This is a genomic window from Paenibacillus sp. LBL (assembly GCF_029893715.1).
GTDB classification, from domain to species: Bacteria; Bacillota; Bacilli; order Paenibacillales; family Paenibacillaceae; genus Paenibacillus_AQ; species Paenibacillus_AQ glucanolyticus.
The window spans coordinates 205,403-224,052 of sequence record NZ_JARXYU010000002.1; the positions used below are offsets into that span (position 1 = coordinate 205,403).

Sequence of the window (18,650 nt, forward strand, 5' to 3'; positions counted from 1 at the left end):
AGGTATGAACATATTCTGACATGCAGGGGAGTGAGTCCGGAACGAAAAAAGGTTTGACAACCTTTATCAGCAGTTGTAATATAACGGCATACCAAATGAATACCAAGATAATCGACCAGATAACTGGAGATATCGCGCCTGTGAACAAGTACGAGCTATTGGAAGTACTTAGACAAGCGTAATATCTCCTTTTTTATTGAGATAAGCATATGCATGTATTTGAAGAGGCTTGTCGCCTTATTTCATAAGAAAGCTTTCGCTATTATCCGGTCTGTCTTCTGGGAAATTACGTCGCTAGACGTTTTTCTTGCACTCTTTTAACCAAGTAATCAGGTAAGAATAATTAATGTATGGGATGGTGAGCGGAATGTCTGCGGATACATTGATCATTGAGCAGGTAAACAAGATTTTCCAAGCCCCAACAGGAAATGTCATGGCATTGAAAGGGATTGATCTTCGGGTTCGAAAAGGGGAATTCATCACATTGATCGGACCGAGTGGATGCGGAAAGAGCACCTTGCTCAAAATCGTGGCGGGCCTCGATACCTCGTATGAGGGGAATGTCCTGCTGAATGATAAACCTGTATCGGGTCCAAGCATTGAGAAGGGGTTCATTTTTCAAGAGCCGCGACTGTTTCCTTGGCTGACCGTGGAGAAGAATATCGCCGGAAATTTGTCGTTGAAGCAGGCAGCTGTACGCAAAAAAGTGGATGAATTCATCGAGCTTGTTCGGCTTCAAGGCTTTGAAAAGGCATATCCCCGAGAACTGTCCGGAGGAATGGCCCAGCGGGTAGCAATTGCCCGAGCGCTGCTGCGGAATCCGGATGTGCTGCTGCTGGATGAGCCGTTCGGTGCGCTTGATGCCTTCACACGTTCCCATATGCAAGAGGTCCTGCTGGATATATGGCAAAACAACCGCACGACCATGCTCTTTGTTACCCATGATCTGGATGAGGCGGTATTCCTCGGCGAGCGCGTGGTCATTATGAACCCCAGACCTGGCCATATTCGTTCCATCCTGCCAATCGATTTGCCTTTTCCACGCAAGCGGACGGGTTCATCTTTTCAAGAGCTGCGGACCAAAGTACTGCGTGAATTCGAGAAAGTAGAAGAGCCGGAGTTCGATACAGGTGCGGGCATTTAATATCCATGACGATTCGATATTGAACGGGCAGAACGATAGATAACAGGGGAGAGAGCTAATCATGAGACCAATGAACAAGAAAGTCGTGTTTATTCTACTATTCTTCATTTCTGTACTGGCTTCCGGATGTGCAAGCACAGATAGTCAATCCAAGACTCGTGCCGTGGAGAAGGGAGCGGACGGCCAGTATGAAGATCTGACTGTCAGGCTCGGCGTACAGGGAAGCGGAGGTTTGTTTGGCAAGGCCCGGGAGGAAGGGTGGTTTGAGGAGGAGTTTGGCAAGCTGGGTGTCAAGGTGGAGTGGGCAGAGTTTCAGAGCGGACCGCCGATGACGGAAGCGATGGCGTCGAATCGTCTCGATTTTGCGGGTTTAGGGAATATGCCGATTATCGCGGCCCAGGCGGCAGATATTCCATTTAAGGTGATTTCCCAGAGCTTGCATGGTCAGAAGAATGTGGCCATTATTGTGCCGCCTGACAGTACGGCGCAGTCTCTGAGTGATCTGAAAGGCAAGAAGGTAGCCGTAACGAAGGGAAGCAACGCGTTTAACTTTCTTTACCGGGGATTGGCAGACGCGGGGGTCAAGGTGTCTGACATTGAGATTATTCAGCTCCAGCCTGATGAAGCTCAGCCTGCGTTTGAATCGGGCGGGGTAGAAGCATGGGCCACTTGGGACCCTTATATAACCTTGAATACATTGACAGGGAAAGGCAAAGTGCTGGCCGATGGTGAGCAGCTTGGCGTTCTGTCCCCATCTTTCAATATTGTCCGGAAGGATTTTGCCGAGCAATACCCGGATCTCGTCACGCTCTATCTTAAAGTGCTGAACCAGACGCTGGCTTGGGAGAAGGAGAATGAAGCAGAGGCACTTAAGCGATATGCTGACGAGCGGGGCGTTCCCCAGGAAGTGATCCAGGGGACCTTTGACCGCTCCAGATCCATCAACATACCGGTAACAGACGAAATTATAGCTGAGCAGCAGAAAACGGCTGATTTTCAATTCGAACAGAAAACCATTCGCAAGAAAATCCAGGTTAAGGAGGTTTTTGATAATCAATATATAGAGGCCGCATCCAAATAGTACAAACAAACAATACGAAGGTGAGAGGAGGCGTGTTACATGCTCCAAGAAGGGATCAGCAAAGGGGCGGTTGCCATACCCGCCGAACCGATGAGGCGCCAGAAACGAATAGATCGACGATTTCTGATCAAGTTCACAAATGCATTGATAGGCTGGATGGTCCCCCTTGTTATCGTCATGGTATGGCAGGCTGCGGGAGCATTGGGCTGGCTCAATCCGATCCTGCTACCGACTCCGCTTGCGATCTGGAATGAGCTCGTTCATTTAACGAGCACAGGCGAATTGATTCAACATCTTGGCATATCGTCCTGGCGCGCGCTGCTCGGATTTCTACTCGGCGGCAGCTTGGGTTTGGCAGCTGGCATATGGGTGGGATTCTCGTATAAGGCGGAACGGCTTGTCGATCCATCGCTGCAAATGCTGAGGACGCTTCCTCATCTAGCGATCGCGCCGCTGTTCATCCTATGGTTTGGTTTCGGCGAAACATCGAAAATACTGTTAATCGCCAAAGGCTCGTTCTTCCCGTTATACGTGAATACTTTCCTTGGCATACGATCAGTGGACAACAGGCTGTTTGATGTTGCGCGTGTGCTGCAGTTCAGTCGGTGGGATCTGATCCGCAGGTTGATCGTTCCGGCCTCGCTGCCTAACATATTTCTCGGAATCCGTCTCTCGATTGGCGTAGCATGGCTTGGACTGGTGGTGGCTGAGCTGATGGGTTCCAGCTCCGGCATCGGCTACATCATTAATGATGCGCGTTCTTTCTCATGGACGACTGTCGTATTCGTTGGAATCATAGTGTTCGCACTCGTCGGAAAGCTTTCGGATTCTCTCGTAAAATGGCTTGAGGGCAGGCTGCTGCGCTGGCAGGATAGCTACAAGGGTGGTGACAAGTCATGAAAAGTGAAATAGCCGCCCGCAAAGCTGCGGGGCAGGATTGGCTGAGGGCGGTACCGGGACCGCTTCATGCCTGGCTTGTACCGATAGCCATTGTAGCGTTATGGCAAATAGCCGGTGGACTGGGGTGGATATCGGCAACGCTGCTCCCGACACCGTTAACGATTGCCAAGCAATTCGTGAGTTTGGGTTTAAGCGGTGAGCTGTGGGAGCATTTTCAGATCAGCATCCTTCGGGCGCTCTCCGGCTTTGTGCTGGGGGGATTGACGGGGCTGGCACTTGGATTGTCAACAGGGCTTGGCAAAATGGCAGAGCGCACGCTTGATCCTTCCTTGCAGATGCTTCGTACAGTGCCGCTGCTATCGCTGATTCCACTGTTCATTCTCTGGTTTGGCATCGGGGAATTCTCGAAGATTCTCATGATTTCGCTTGGGGCGTTTTTTCCGATGTATGTGAACACCTTCCTTGGCATCCGCAGTGTGGATGTGAAGCTGTATGATGTATCAAGAATTTTTCAATATTCGAAGCTGCAGCTGGTAACCCGCCTGATCATACCGGCTGCGCTGCCAAACATTCTGCTGGGCATCCGCTTGTCGCTCGGGGTATCCTGGCTCGTCCTGGTTGTTGCGGAGATGATGGGCACCAGTGCTGGAATCGGGTACATGATTCAAGACGCGAGAGCGTATTCGCAGACTGATATCGTGTTTGTGGGCATTATTATTTTTGCCATCGTGGGCAAGCTGTCGGATTCGGTTGTGCGTCTGCTGGAATCCAAGCTTCTGAGGTGGAGAGAGACATATAAAGGCTGATCAGCGATCGTTCGCTGGGCCATATGGAAAAAAGGGGTGTTACACAGATGGGAACAACGAGCCGCAGAGATCATCAAATGCATCTGGGTGCGTTTATCTATTATGCCGGTCATCATCATGCCGGATGGCGTCATGCCGATTCCGATGTGGAGGGGATGTTTGGAATCGAGCTGTACAAGAAACTCGCCGCCACCGCGGAGCGGGGAAAGTTCGATATGATGTTTTTTGCCGATTTGCTGTATGTGACCCAGGTCGAAAATTCCGCTTCCGGCATGCTGGACCCGCTGACGTTATTATCGGCCCTCTCTACCGTTACGGACAGACTGGGGCTTACCGCAACCGTCTCCACCACGTACAACGAGCCATACAATGTAGCCCGGAAGTTTGCCTCCCTGGACTTTATAAGCGGAGGAAGAGCAGGCTGGAATATCGTCACGTCCCAGCTTGATATTGAAGCCCATAATTATGGCAAGCCGAAACATCCCGAACATGGTCTTCGTTATGAGATGGCGCGTGAGTTTGTGGAGGTGGTCACCCGTTTATGGGACAGCTGGGAAGATGATGCGCTTGTTCTTGATCGTGAGTCGGGGAGGTTTGCCGATGGAGCCAAAGTGCAGCCTGTGGATTACACCGGACAGTGGTATTCCACGAAGGGTCCTCTGAATGTGCCGAGGCCGCCGCAAGGTTATCCTGTGCTGATTCAGGCTGGCTCTTCGGGACCAGGGCAGGATTTTGCCGCCCAATATGGTGAGGTTATATTCACGGCACAGCAGTCCAAGAAGGCAGCACAGGATTTCTATGCCAGTGTCAATTCCAAGCTGTCGCAGTATGGGAGAGCAAGCGGAAGCCTGAAAATCATGCCGGGTCTTTCACCTGTTATTGGAGCTACCGAGGAGGAAGCGTGGCGCAAGTTTCATAAGCTGCAGGCGTTGATACCGCCATCTTCCGCGATTACCGTTCTATCGGGTTTCCTTAATTATGACCTGAGCGGTTATCCGCTGGATCAACCCTTGCCAAGAGACATTCCGGATCCTGTAGCGGCTTCCAACGGCATGAAGAGTAGAGTCCAGTTATATATGGATATGGCCTATCAAGACAATCTGTCGATTCTGGAACTGGGCAGAAAGATACTAACCTCCAGGGGACATATGCAGTTTGTCGGAACCCCCGAGCAATTGGCTGACATGATGCAGGATTGGTTTGAAGGTTACGCCTGTGACGGGTTTAATATTATGCCTCCGGTTCTGCCGGGCGATCTGGACGATTTCGTGAATACCGTCATCCCTGTGCTGCAAGAACGGGGATTGTTCCGTACCGAATACAGCGGACGAACATTGAGAGAGCATCTCGGTCTTCAGCGCCCGGATGTGGGGCACTTCCGCCAAGAGGTCCAGCGCGCAGCAGTGGATGTTAGATAAACCTATGGGGATTAAAAGGACGTTTCAAGTGACAGAAGTACAGGTCATCTTGGGACGTTTTTTTGTCATGAAAGGAAAATAAAAAAAAGGTATAATGTTTTTCAATCACATTGTCAGAAATGGCGAACTTCTTCGGTCATATAAGTAGTCAACGATACGAAAGAGAGGGTTTAAGCAATTGGAAATGACAGCAGACAGCAAGGTCCAATGGGATGAGATGGAAGATCGCGAGTTGGTGAAATATGCGCAGGCAGGAGAGCGGGAAGCATTCGGGGAACTCGTCCGGCGTCATCGGTCGAAGGTGTATGGCTATGCCAGAGCTATAACCCGGGAGTCCTATCTGGCAGAAGACGTTGTGCAGGATGCGCTCATCCGCGCTTTCATGCATCTTGGCAAGCTGGTTGATGTAGAGCGGTTCCTGCCATGGGTGCACCGGATCGTCCGGAACCAGGCCTATACCCGACTCAGAGGGAGCTCTGCTGTTAAAGAGCAGACATTTACCGAGCTTGAGGGCGTGGGAAGAGCAGATGGCACTGGAGGCTCGGACAATTGGGGCAATCTGGACAGCATTCTAGGACGGCTCCACCGTTCCGCAAATGAAGCAAGCGCAGGCTCCAGCGTGCCGGAGGAGCGAATCCTCCAGCAGGAAACGCTGCGTGTTTTGACAGGCATCATTCAATGCCTCAAGCCTCGCGAACGGCTTATTTTCGAATCCCATTTCTTCGATCAGCTGTCGCCGCAAGAAATTGCCAACCTGTTTCAGCTCTCTTCGGCCAATGTGTATCAGATAATATCCAGGTCACGCAAGAAAGTGATTCAGGAAAAAATCCGTATCACCGTTGACTCTTATATTAAGACGAGAAGGGATTTGGGAATCATGAAAAAGAAAATTTTGCCGTATGAAGGATCGCTGAAAGAAACAAAAACCTGGACGAGTGCTGCAGATGTCACCTATAAAATGCTGCAATTCACTGACCGGAAACTCTCGCTGCCTATGGTCATGGGGCTTACAGGGCATGCTTTCCGGATCAACATCATACCGAATAATGTTCATATTGCCGGTCCGACCGCTTATTTCTTTGGCGAAGCGTTATCCCGTGGACTTCATAACATCGGTTTCCATTCCAAATTCGTTGACGGGATGTCGGACGGAATCGGACCTAACACCAACCTGCTGGATCCTGCCCTCATGGAAAAAGGAGCGATGAGCAAACGCAGCATTCACCAAGAGCTGCCAAGAGCCCTCGATCTCATTCACAGCTCGCTGGACCGGGGATACCCTGTGCTGGCATGGGATATTTTCTTCCCGGAGTTCGGTACGCTGTATGGGTACGATGATGAGACCAGAACCCTGTACGCGGAGGAGTGCGGCAGAGTGGATACGCTGCCTTACGAAAATCTGGGCAGGAGTGTCATGGAAGATCTATTCGTTCTGGTCATCGAGGGCTCCGTTGATATAACGCTCCGTCAGCAGCTTCGACTTGCCCTTGAGACTGCCGTTGAGCAATATGAAGGAAAAGAAAGCGTCGTACCCACAGCCGTCAAAGGAATCGCGGCATATGATGCCTGGCTTGAATCGTTGCAGGGGCGGCAGATCGAGCCCAATGGTCACGCCTACAACATTGAAGTGCTGAGAGATGCCCGTTATTACGCGGCAGAGTTCTTCAAGGAATTGATTACAGCTTGGCCGCAAGAGAACGGTGAAGAGCCGGAGCTTACGGGGCTGTTCGAGGAGGCAAACATGTTGTATGCAGGGATGTGTGAACGGTTCTATGTTCTGCATCAGATGTTCCCTTTCCCGGTAGGGGGCGAGCCCAATCTCGAAGATCAATCTACCAAGGCGATAACGTTGGTAGAGGATATCAAAGCTCTGGAGATTAAGGCTGTCGCTAAATTGAAAGAGATTTATGCAAAATTGACTAAATAAGCTATGGGATAACAGAAGTCACCGATTACCCGAAGCTTGTACACCTCGACGGGTGGCTACTCTGCGGGCTGGAGAGGGGGCGTTTGTCGTTACCGCGCTTCCGTTTGTGAATGAGGGGCTGCTTGCAGCCCCTTTTTTGTGTAAGTAAACTTCGATGGATTATTCAATGATCTCAATTCCAACGTCGACCAACTGTTCTTTCCCCATAATATTCATAAGCACTTTCGCTCGCTTTTTATGTTTATCGACTTTTTTTATGTGGCTCTCCAAACCTTTCAAGGGACCCGATTGGACGATCACCTTAGAATCTTGGAAATAGACCTGGGAATACTCGATAACCTCATTCTCGTTAATCAGCTGCAGCACGACAAGCATCTCCTCGCTGGGAATTTCTTTGAAAAAATGCGATTCTGCTGCTGGTCTTTCAGAAGCAACGCTAGCCATTTGCACATCAGGGAGGGTTGATCTTTTATCCTTGTTATTGAGATAGTTCAGTGTGTTGTAAATGAAAGGATTTTCTTTTAATGTATAATAAATGGAAAAGCTCATTTTGGTTTCGATGAACACATATCCGGGAAAAAGTGTTTTTATTACGTGCTGGACGGTACGGTCCTTTTTCTCCGGCACTTTTCTTTTAGGAATCACACTATGCAGCAAGTTGTTATCGAACCTTGTATCAAGCCATCGTTTGATGGAAGATTCGTAACCGGTTTTAACAAATAAAGCGTACCATGACATATGTGATCCTCCCTTCTTATTGGATGATGAAGATCATATCAAACAATCTGAGAAAAAAATGTCGAAATAAGGAATTTAAACAAAAAATAAACTACTAATCATATAAGATTAATAGTTTACAAATAAATAATTATATAATAATATATTGGTAATGAATGACTTTAATTAACAGAAACTTAAATCAACTTAATCGACGTTTCGGCGCGTTAAGAGCATTTAAGGGCCATAACATACACGTGACTAGTGTTAATGCTTACGAATCCTCCCGCAATTTAGGGGAGGACCTCGTAGGCATTTTTATGTTCATTTTTAAAAAGAATGATGCGCATGAATCGACCTTATTCTGTATCGAGGAGGCCTCCTGAAGGGAATGACAAGTCCATCCTGGGAAATGACGGTTGAGCATTTAATGTCTGGAGAAGGAACGGGTTCGAACGTGGCAAGTCTATGTTTTTTCTCTTGTTCAGAAGAGGAACAGCTGATGAAGACGACAGAATTTCTTCATGTTGAAGAATGGCAGTATTATCGCTCACTCCATTTTGAACGAAGGATCAGAAGTTATCTGGCAGGCAGGTACGCAGCCAAAAAAGCGATTGCTCTGTACACAAACGAGGATGATTTGAGGCAAATTCTCATTGCACGGGGTATTTTTAACCAGCCCCTCGTGGTGCATTCACAGAATGCGCAAGTTAGTATAACGCATTCTGGCCATCTCGCCGCCGCCGTTGCTTTTTCGGAGAAGTTCCTTATGGGAATCGATATCGAACAAATCTGTGAGGGCAATCGGGAGGTTCTGCAAGATCAAGCAACCGCGAGAGAATTAAGCTTGATACAATCGCTGCCTTATTCTGCGGACAGCATGCTGACGTTGGTCTGGACGGCTAAAGAGGCGCTATCCAAGGTGCTGAAAACGGGATTATCCACCCCGTTCGCTATCTTTGAATTGAAGCAAATCAACCTCAAGGATGATGTTTTTGTAAGTTATTATGAAAACTTTTATCAATATGAAACGACTTCTTTCATGCTGGATTCCTTTGTCTGTTCCATCACTTATCCGAAGGGGATGCGGCTGAACATGAAGGCGATCAAAAAAGGATTAAACATACCTATACAAATCTAATTGGGAGGATGGTAGAAACTTATGCTGGCTTACGTATTTCCAGGGCAGGGTGCCCAGAAAAAAGGAATGGGCGAAGGGTTGTTTGACGAATTCAAGGATTTGACTGCGCAAGCGGATCGTATTCTGGGATATTCGATTAAGAGACTATGTCTGGAAGATCCGGATTCTGAACTTAATAAGACGCAATTCACCCAACCCGCATTATACACCGTTAGTGCATTAAGTTACTTCAAGAAGGTCATGGATTCCGGGAGCAGGGTCGATTTTGTTGCCGGACATAGTTTGGGGGAATATAACGCCCTGCTGGCAGCAGGAGCTTACGACTTTGCAACAGGACTGAAGCTTGTGCAAAAAAGGGGCGAATTGATGAGCCGGGCTGCCGGCGGGGGCATGGCAGCAGTCATCGGCCTAAGTGAAAATAAGCTTGCAGAGGTGCTGCAGGAGTATAAACTGGACCGCATTGACATTGCCAATCTGAACAGCCCCCATCAGATCGTGATTTCCGGGGCGAAAGCAGACATGGATCATGCAATGAAGGTTCTTGAGTCCCACAAGGACGTGACGATGTGCATTCCCTTGCGAACGAGCGGTGCCTTTCATTCCCGGCATATGGAGGATGCAGCGAGAGAATTTGAAGCTTTCCTGGAAAACTTTACGTTCCAGTCATTGCGGATTCCGGTCATCTCCAATGTGCATGCCAGACGTTATCGACCAACCGAAATTAAACATAATCTTGTTCAACAGATTACAAGTTCCGTTAAATGGACGGAAAGCATTCGCTATTTAATGGGGCTTGGCGTACAGGAATATGAAGAGGTTGGGCCCGGGAGGGTTCTGACGGATCTAATAGCGAGAATCAGGACAGAGGCAAGTCCGCTGATCGTGGATGAACCGGAAGTGGTTGAGGAGTCCGTTGCAGAAAGCGTGAATGAAGAACTAATCGAGAGTGCCGCACAGATACCGTCAGTATTGGAATCGACGACTATGGAAGTATCGGGGACGGAACCGCCCGCTCCGGTACCATCGGCAGAATATCATATTCTCCCTTCTTCCCTGGGAAGCATTGAATTCCGCAGAGACTATAATCTTAAATACGCTTATATGACCGGAGCCATGTACCGCGGCATTGCTTCAAAGGAAATGGTTGTAAGAATGGGTCAAGCAGGAATGATGGGTTTCTTCGGGGCTGGCGGCTTGAAATTACCGCAGATCGCGGATGCAATTCAATACATACAACGAGAGCTTTCTCAAGGCCAATCCTACGGCATGAACCTGGTTCACAATCCGACCGAGCCGGAGATCGAAGAACAAACCGTGGATCTGTTCCTGCAAAGCGGCGTGAGGGTTATGGAGGCGGCGGCTTTCATGAACATTACGCCTGCACTGGTTAAATACCGGGCCAAAGGCTTGACACGTGACGTACATGGAAGGATTGTTTCTTCTAAGAAAATTATTGCCAAGGTATCGCGGCCGGAAGTTGCGGAAGCATTCCTCAGTCCGGCGCCTGAGCGGATCATTACAAAGCTGCGGGAGGAAAACAAAATCACGCCGGAAGAGGCCCTGATGCTTAGGGAAATGCCGGTTGCCGATGATATTTGCGCCGAGGCGGATTCCGGTGGTCATACGGACGGGGCAGTGGCTTATGCATTAATGCCGGCCATGATTAAATTACGGGATGAAATGATGGATAAGTATCGATATCACAAAAAAATAAGAATAGGCGCCGCAGGTGGGATCGGTACACCGGATGCGATATCGGCAGCCCTTACACTGGGTGCCGACTTTATTGTTACCGGTTCAATCAATCAATGCACCGTGGAGGCCGGAACGAGCGACGAAGCAAAGGACCTGCTGCAGCAAATGAACGTCCAGGACACGGAATACGCGCCTGCGGGAGATATGTTTGAGATGGGGGCGAGGGTGCAGGTGCTGAAAAAGGGGCTTTTTTTCCCGGCGCGCTCCAATAAGTTATACGATTTGTACCGTCAGTACAACTCCATTGATGAAATCGACGAGAAGACCAAGGCACAGATACAGGACAAGTATTTCAAGCGCAGTTTTGAGAGCGTATATGACATGGTCAGAACGCGCTATCCACAAATCGTCGAGAAGGCGGAGCGGAACCCGAAATACAAAATGGCCATGATATTCCGGTGGTATTTCAGTTACAGCACACGGTTGGCTTTGCAGGGCGACCCTGAAAATAAAGTGGATTATCAAATTCATTGCGGACCGGCCTTAGGTGCTTTTAATCAATGGGTTAAAGGAACCGAGCTTGAGCAGTGGCGGAACAGGCGCGTTGATGAGATTGCGGAGAAACTGATGGTGGAGACGGCAGCACTGCTCAATCGAAGATATAAGAGCTTCTCCAAGCTTTCGGAGACGGATGACATCGCAATGGAGAACAGCCGAAGCACACAAGAGGTTTATTAAAAGTGAGGTGTACCGTATAAATGAAGAACGAGATCGCGATTATTGGCATAGCTTGCCGATTCCCTGGAGCGCAGAATTATGAAGAATTCTGGGATAATCTGAAGGAAGGTCGTTCAAGCATTCAGGAGATACCGAAGGAGCGCTGGGACTGGAAGGAATATTGGGGCGATCCCCAAGGGAAGAACAAGAGCAACAGCAAGTGGGGCGGTTTTATACAAGACGCAGATGCCTTTGATCCGGGCTTTTTTGGTCTCTCGGCAAGGGAAGTGGAGGCGACCGACCCTCAGCAGCGGATTATGCTGGAATTATCGTGGTCCTGCCTGGAGGATGCCGGGATTCGTCCTTCACAACTGTCTGGGGACAAGGTCGGCGTTTACATGGGGGTCTTTAATTTTGATTACAAAGGATTGCAGGAGCAGAGCAATCAGACTATTGAAACCTATCATTCCATAGGGACGGCTTCGGCCGTAATTGCGAATCGGATCTCGCATTATTTCAACCTGAAGGGCCCGAGTTTTCCTATCGACACCGCTTGCTCAAGTTCATTCAACGCAATCCATTCCGCAGCCCAGTCCATACTTCTTGGAGAGAGCAACATGGCGCTTGTAGGCGGGATCAGCCTTATACTTACCCCTTCCCGCCATATTTCCTTTTCCAAAGCGGGCATGCTGTCCCCAACCGGATCATGCAAAACATTCGACGACAGCGCTGACGGTTACGTGCGCAGTGAAGGCGCAGGCGTCGTGCTGCTTAAGCCGCTGGAGAAGGCCCTGGAAGACGGGGACTCCATTTATGGCGTCCTGAAGGGAACGGCCGTTAATCATAGCGGAAAAACGCATACGCTCACCTATCCCAATCCGGAAGCTCAGGCTGATGTTATAGCCGAAGCCCATCGGAAAGCCGGTGTACCCGTGGAAAGCATCAGTTATATCGAAGCTCATGGGACCGGTACGCCCAAGGGAGATCCCATGGAGTTTCAAGGGCTTGTGAAAGCTTTTCAATTACTCCATCCGGAAGAGCCTCAAAAGCTGAACACCAATTACTGTGGCCTGGGCTCGGTGAAAACGAATATCGGGCATCTGGAATCAGCGGCAGGCATTGCCGGGGTTATCAAAGTCCTGATGTCCATGAAATATAAGCAGCTGCCCGGATTGCAAAATTTCAAAAAGCTGAACCACCGTATTTCAATCGATGAGAGCCCGTTTTACATGGTGGACAAGCTCAGGGAATGGAAGCTGCTTGAGAGCGAAGATGGACAGACCTATCCGAGGCGTGCTGGGATCAGTTCCTTTGGGTTCGGTGGAACGAATGCGCATGTCGTGCTTGAAGAAGCCCCCGCAGCCAAGAAAAAATCGAGCAAAAAGCTTCCTCAGTACGTAATCTGTTTATCCGCCAAAACAGAAGGATCGCTTCGCCAACGGGAACAGGATCTGGCACGCTGGCTCGACCAACAAGAGCAGGACATCGCGCTTACGGAGGTTAGCGCAACCCTCCTCCTTCACCGGGAGCATTTCGGAGTAAGGTCTGCTTACGTTGTTAGGGATATACGTGAGCTTCGGGAGAAGCTGCAGCAGGTAGTTGCTAAAAATGAGCCTGAGGGGTATTTCCACGATCGAATCCCTTTAACAGGGAAGCAGGAGGAGCCGCTCTTTGAACATCTGGGCAAGGTGCTTGTCACCGAGCTTCAATCCATCAAGAAGAGCAGTGTGCAGGAATACGGCAGTAAATTGATGGCATTGGCAGAATTATACGTAAAAGGGTATGAGGTGGACTGGAAGCCCATTTTCCCGGCCGAGAAGATACAGCATGTCCATCTTCCTACCTATCCTTTTGCCAGGGAGCGGTATTGGATATCCGAACCTGAAGAAGGTACCACGGATGTCAGCTCGGTATCCGAGGGTGCAGCAGCTTCCTGTATACACCCGCTTCTGCACCACAACACGTCTGATTTCTCAGAACAGCGATACAGCTCAACCTTTTCGGGCGAAGAGTTTTTTCTGAGGGATCATATCGTGAACAATCAGCGTGTCTTGCCCGGCGTCGCTTATCTTGAAATGGCCAGGGAAGCTGCTTCGAGGGCCTCAGGACAATCAGCTGATGCATACTCGCCGATTCGGCTGGAACATGTGGTCTGGGCCAGGCCGATCACGGTTGGAGATCATCATGCTCATGTGAACATTGCGCTTTATCCAGATGAACAGGGCGATGTTTCCTACGAAATTTATAGCGAGCCGGAAGATGGCGGTGAAGAGTCTATTGTTCATAGCCAGGGCCATATCGTGTTGGATGCCGACTTGATTGGCGGGACGCCACAGGTGAACATCGATGGATTAAAAAAACAGTTTGTCAGAGCCGATACTGCAATAGCGCAGTACTATGAGGTTTTCCGGCTTATGGGAATTCATTACGGACCTGCACATCAAGGGATTGAAGAAGTATATACGGGAGCAAGCGGAGTCCTGGCTAAGCTGTCGATTCCTTCCTCCATTCGGGGCACCGAAGATCCGTTTATCCTGCATCCCAGCTTGATGGATTCGGCCCTCCAGGCGGCCATGATTCTGATGCTTGGTTCAGACATGTTGGGCGTGTTGGAGGGCAAGGCTGCATCAAGGCTGTTCCTGCCTTTTGCACTGCAGGAGCTCGATATTGTACACGAATGCTCGTCAGTCATGTGGGCGCAGGTTCAGTATAGTCTGCAGGACAGGACATCAGGAAAATCTGAGAAAGTCGATATTGAACTCTATGACGGACAAGGAATGTTATGCGTCAGGATGAAGGGGTTATCCTGGAGGATACTCAGTAAAGAGGAGGCCTTGCTCAAATCCGGGGCAGGCACGGGCACGATCATGCTGCATCCCACATGGCAGGAACAGGACGTTGCGGCTCATGAGGTGTTATCCGGTTATGATGACCACTGTGTCGTGCTGTGTGAAATGGACGAAACGGCGAAGAAGAGTCTTGAAACGCAAATGGAGGGTGTCCGCATCCTGTCCTTGCAATCGAAACGAAAAAACATGAAGGACCTTTTTCAAGCATACTCGGGCAATCTGCTTGATGAAATTCAGAGTATTCTTAAAGACGGCTCCAAAAAGAACGTGTTCATTCAAATTGTCATTCCTGCGCAGGGGGAACATCGTCTGTTATCCGGTTTATCGGGACTTCTGAAGACGGCCAGGCTGGAGAATCCCAAATTCGTAGGACAGATGATCGAGATGGAGCCGCATGTATCGGCGGAGCGGTTGGTTGGCGTATTGAGGGAGAACCATTGCAGCCCGGAGGAATTTCATATTCGATACCAGGAAGGGAAGCGCTTCGTTAAAGGCTGGGACGTCATGGAGACACCGGCATTCGAAGAGAGCCCTCCTTGGAAAGAGAACGGAACGTACTTGATTACGGGAGGGCTGGGAGGTCTCGGGTTTATTTTTGCGAATGAGATCGCCCGGCACACGAAGGATGTGACGTTAATTCTTACCGGCCGATCTGCGCCAGGTAGCGACTCAGCGCTTCAACTGGAGCAATTAAGAACTCAAGGGGCTAGGGTGGAATACAGGCAGGTCGATGTGTCGAACTTCAAAGAGGTGGAGAAACTCGTTCGTAACATTGCCACCGAGTTTGGCGGGCTGAATGGAATCCTTCACAGCGCTGGCGTGATTAAGGATCGTCTTATTCTCAATAAAACAGCGGAAGAAATGCAGGCGGTGATGGCGCCAAAAGTGGCAGGACTTGTCCATTTGGATCAAGCAACCAAGGATTTGAAGCTTGATCTTTTTGTCGTTTTTTCATCGATATATGGGGTTTTGGGCAATCCAGGACAGGCAGATTATTGTTCGGCCAATGCTTTTATGGACGCTTACGCTTCATACCGAAATGAACTTGTACGCGCGAACGAGCGAAGTGGGCATACGCTGTCCGTCAATTGGCCTTTATGGAAAGATGGCGGCATGCAGGTTGATGAAAAGTCCGCACAGATGATGAAACAGCGGCTGGGAATGGCCGCAATAGAGACACCTTCAGCTATGATTGCTTTCCATCGTGCATGGACGTCCGGTAAAGACCAGGTTCTTGTCATGGCAGGTAATCCTGAGCTGTTCTATGCCAAATTGACAGAGAAGCAAGTCGTGAAGCCTGCAGTTCGGTTACAGGCGTCGCTGCCAGCTTCGGACAATGACCATTCCCTTCAAAAGAGCGAAGAGGTGTTCGCGGAAATAGCGGTACATTTCATAAAGAGACAGATATCAGCCGTCTTGAAGCTGCCCGTTCAGCGAATAGAAACGGATGCTCCGATGGAGCAGTATGGCATCGATTCCATCATGACCACGCAATTGACCAACGAATTGGAGAAAACCTTCGGCTCATTGTCCAAAACGCTATTTTTTGAATATCAAAATATACGGGAATTAACGGGGTATTTCATTACAGCCTACCGGGATCAATTGAAGGAGGTTCTGGGAGAGAGGGAAGATGCAGAGCCCATAGAACCTGCTGCTGTTCAGCAAGCGGAGCCCCCCCTTTCAATACAGGGAGAGGCCTTTCGGAATGTTGCCAGTCTCAGGCGTTCAAGGTTCTTGTCGCCAACCAGGAGCGAGCGGAACGAACGGACAACCGAAGCGATGGATATTGCCATCATCGGTGTGTCCGGACGTTATCCCGGCGCCGAGAATATCGGTCAGTTCTGGGAGGTGTTGAAGAATGGCAAGGATTGCATTACGGAAATACCGAAAGACCGCTGGGATTCCCAGTTGTATTTTGATGAGGATCGTAACAAACCGGGAAAAGCCTACAGCAAGTGGGGCGGATTTCTTCAAGGCGTAGACCGCTTCGATCCATTGTTTTTTAATATATCGCCGCGGGAAGCGGAAATGATGGATCCGCAAGAGCGCCTCTTTTTGCAATGCGTTTATGAAACGCTTGAGGATGCGGGATATACCCGGGAGAATTTGGGCCTATACCATGATTATAGTCTGGAGGGAAATGTCGGCGTTTATGTCGGATCCATGTATCAGGAATACCAGCTGTATGGGGCTCAGGAACAAATACAGGGGAATCCTCTCGCGCTGCCCGGACTTCCGGCATCCATCGCTAATCGCGTTTCTTACTTTTGCAATTTCCATGGTCCGAGCATGACCGTAGATACGATGTGCTCATCTTCCATCACAGCGATCCATCTGGCTTGTCAAAGCTTGCAGAGAGGGGAATGCCAGGCTGCCATTGCAGGCGGGGTCAACGTCTCGATTCATCCCAATAAATATCTCTACCTGTCTCAAGGGAAGTTCATATCCAGCAGGGGCAGATGCGAGAGTTTTGGCGAGGGAGGAGAGGGATACGTACCCGGTGAAGGCGTAGGCGCGGTTCTTCTTAAACCGCTGGCCCAAGCCATTGAGGATCGGGACCAGATCTATGGAATTATAAAAGCGACCGCAATCAATCACGGGGGGAAAACGAACGGATATACGGTTCCTAATCCCAAGGCTCAAGCGAGCGTAATTGGCCGGGCTATTAAGAAGGCAGGGATTGAGCCGCGGACGATCAGTTACATGGAGGCGCACGGCACCGGAACATCGCTCGGAGATCCCATTGAGATTGCCGGCTTGAACAGCATATTCCGGGAGTACACGGGCGACAAGCAGTTCTGTGCGCTCGGTTCGGCTAAATCAAATATCGGGCATTGCGAGAGTGCTGCGGGAATTGCAGGTTTGACCAAAGTGCTGCTTCAGCTTAAGTACAAGCAGTTAGTTCCTTCGCTTCATTCCCGCGTGCTGAATCCCAACATCGATTTTGCCGATACTCCATTTGTTGTTCAGCAGGATCTTGCCGATTGGAAAAGACCCGTGTTAGAGATAGACGGAGAACGGAAGGAATACCCGAGAATAGCGGGCGTTTCGTCCTTCGGAGCGGGCGGGTCTAATGCCCATATCGTGATAGAAGAATATATCCCAAGATACGAGAAACCTTCGCCAGTGATAGCAGATAGCCATTATCCGGCCATCATTGTATTGTCCGCGAAGAATCAGGAGCAGCTGAAGTTGCAGGCTCAGCGCCTTCTGGCGGATATCGCGGTCCAGCAGTATGAAGAACACAGCCTCATTGATATGGCTTACACCCTTCAAATCGGACGGGAAGCCATGGAGGAACGATTGGCCGTGATTGCATCCACGATGAGAGAACTGGTGGATAAACTAACGGATTACATCGAAGGCCGTGAGCATGGGGACGGCGTGCATTATGGCCAGGTTAAGCGTAATAAAGATACGTTATCTGTATTTGCGAGGGATGAAGAACTGCAGGAGGCCATTGTTAAATGGATACAGCGCAGAAAGTACAACAAACTCGTCAGTCTCTGGGTGAAAGGGTTGAATGTGGAATGGAGCTTGCTATATGGCGAGAATCTCCCGCACCGGATCAGCCTGCCGGTCTATCCGTTTTCTCAAGAGCGTTACTGGTATCCCCAAGGGAGTCATGATCGCCGTGATCGGTTGGACAGAAGTTCGGGAACGAAACAGGATGCAGCTCCTCCTGTCATCCCAAATCATCCAGTCGAGCGTAACATGTGCTTTTTGAACAAGACGTGGATACCTGCAAGCATAGAAACATCCCTTGATATGAGCAGGTTCGAGAATCAAACGATTGCCATATTGACGACCCGGGAAACGATGGAATTAGCTGCGCATGTGTCGAGACATTTCACACGCAGCCGGATCATTGATGTTCAGGATATGGCACAGGAGTTTCATCAGACCGAGCGGGATTGGAAGCAATATGGCGGCTGTATCGACGTTGTTGGCTGCGGCAGGAATGGGACGGGGTTGACCGGGTGGATTCCCTGGCTTCAAAAAGTAATTGAGCATGCGGACGCAGGTGGTCTGGCACTCCTTGGTGTTACGCAAGGGCTGGAGTCATTCCTCAGTAACGAAGTGAATTTGTCGGGCGCTGATCGGGCGGGGCTGTATCGAATGCTGCAGAGTGAGTACAGCCGCTTGAGGTCGCGTCATATGGATGTGGATGCAGCATATGATGTTCTTGCCCTAGCTGAGCAAATCGTCAGCGAATTCGCAGCTGAAAGTGAGGATGCGGAAGTTGGTTACC

9 protein-coding genes and 2 pseudogenes are annotated in these 18,650 nt (G+C 49.7%); 10 read left to right on the forward strand and 1 reads right to left on the reverse strand.

Annotated features, from left to right (window positions below; genetic code table 11):
- Positions 1–367 precede the first annotated feature (367 nt).
- From M2277_RS06205 to M2277_RS06230, 6 genes are all read left to right on the forward strand, one after another.
- A complete protein-coding gene (locus tag M2277_RS06205; protein WP_006210968.1) occupies positions 368–1,144 on the forward strand; it encodes an ABC transporter ATP-binding protein in 777 nt (258 codons plus the stop codon).
- A gap of 61 nt (positions 1,145–1,205) precedes the next feature.
- The gene (locus M2277_RS06210; protein WP_280754381.1) at positions 1,206–2,225 is read left to right on the forward strand and encodes an aliphatic sulfonate ABC transporter substrate-binding protein; all 1,020 of its coding nucleotides are present in this window, start codon (positions 1,206–1,208) and stop codon (positions 2,223–2,225) included.
- Positions 2,226–2,315: 90 nt separating this feature from the next.
- Positions 2,316–3,125 (forward strand): ABC transporter permease, encoded by an 810-nt coding sequence (locus M2277_RS06215; protein ID WP_040680777.1) that lies wholly within the window; start codon positions 2,316–2,318, stop codon positions 3,123–3,125.
- On the forward strand, positions 3,122–3,931 hold the full coding sequence (locus M2277_RS06220; protein ID WP_280754382.1) for an ABC transporter permease: 810 nt from the start codon (positions 3,122–3,124) through the stop codon (positions 3,929–3,931). The genes M2277_RS06215 and M2277_RS06220 overlap by 4 nt, the downstream gene beginning before the upstream one ends.
- Before the next feature lie 47 nt (positions 3,932–3,978).
- On the forward strand, positions 3,979–5,349 hold the full coding sequence (locus M2277_RS06225; protein WP_280754383.1) for an LLM class flavin-dependent oxidoreductase: 1,371 nt from the start codon (positions 3,979–3,981) through the stop codon (positions 5,347–5,349).
- A gap of 184 nt (positions 5,350–5,533) precedes the next feature.
- Positions 5,534–7,276: an RNA polymerase sigma factor gene (locus tag M2277_RS06230; protein ID WP_280754583.1), complete on the forward strand. Its 1,743-nt coding sequence runs from the start codon at positions 5,534–5,536 to the stop codon at positions 7,274–7,276.
- A 159-nt stretch (positions 7,277–7,435) separates the two neighbouring features.
- Here the strand turns inward: M2277_RS06230 and loaP are convergent, their stop codons facing one another.
- On the reverse strand, positions 7,436–8,014 hold the full coding sequence (gene loaP, locus M2277_RS06235; protein ID WP_006210961.1) for an antiterminator LoaP: 579 nt from the start codon (positions 8,012–8,014) through the stop codon (positions 7,436–7,438).
- Positions 8,015–8,384: 370 nt separating this feature from the next.
- On the opposite strand from loaP, the gene M2277_RS06240 reads away from it, so the two are divergent.
- The 4 genes and pseudogenes from M2277_RS06240 to M2277_RS31710 all read left to right on the forward strand — a co-directional run.
- Positions 8,385–9,134: a 4'-phosphopantetheinyl transferase family protein gene (locus M2277_RS06240; protein WP_280754384.1), complete on the forward strand. Its 750-nt coding sequence runs from the start codon at positions 8,385–8,387 to the stop codon at positions 9,132–9,134.
- A gap of 21 nt (positions 9,135–9,155) precedes the next feature.
- On the forward strand, positions 9,156–11,567 hold the full coding sequence (gene fabD, locus M2277_RS06245; RefSeq protein WP_280754385.1) for an ACP S-malonyltransferase: 2,412 nt from the start codon (positions 9,156–9,158) through the stop codon (positions 11,565–11,567).
- Between the two features lie 20 nt (positions 11,568–11,587).
- Positions 11,588–14,365: pseudogene (locus tag M2277_RS31705) on the forward strand (type I polyketide synthase); the annotation flags it as partial.
- A gap of 534 nt (positions 14,366–14,899) precedes the next feature.
- Positions 14,900–17,911 (forward strand): annotated as a pseudogene (locus tag M2277_RS31710) (SDR family NAD(P)-dependent oxidoreductase); the annotation flags it as partial.
- Positions 17,912–18,650: the final 739 nt, after the last annotated feature.

Coding starts and splice junctions, on each gene's coding strand:
- M2277_RS06205 (WP_006210968.1), top strand. CDS start 368: ATGTCTGCGGATACATTGATCATTGAGCAGGTAAACAAGATTTTCCAA.
- M2277_RS06210 (WP_280754381.1), top strand. CDS start 1,206: ATGAGACCAATGAACAAGAAAGTCGTGTTTATTCTACTATTCTTCATT.
- M2277_RS06215 (WP_040680777.1), top strand. CDS start 2,316: ATGAGGCGCCAGAAACGAATAGATCGACGATTTCTGATCAAGTTCACA.
- M2277_RS06220 (WP_280754382.1), top strand. CDS start 3,122: ATGAAAAGTGAAATAGCCGCCCGCAAAGCTGCGGGGCAGGATTGGCTG.
- M2277_RS06225 (WP_280754383.1), top strand. CDS start 3,979: ATGGGAACAACGAGCCGCAGAGATCATCAAATGCATCTGGGTGCGTTT.
- M2277_RS06230 (WP_280754583.1), top strand. CDS start 5,534: ATGACAGCAGACAGCAAGGTCCAATGGGATGAGATGGAAGATCGCGAG.
- loaP (WP_006210961.1), bottom strand. CDS start 8,014: ATGTCATGGTACGCTTTATTTGTTAAAACCGGTTACGAATCTTCCATC.
- M2277_RS06240 (WP_280754384.1), top strand. CDS start 8,385: ATGACAAGTCCATCCTGGGAAATGACGGTTGAGCATTTAATGTCTGGA.
- fabD (WP_280754385.1), top strand. CDS start 9,156: ATGCTGGCTTACGTATTTCCAGGGCAGGGTGCCCAGAAAAAAGGAATG.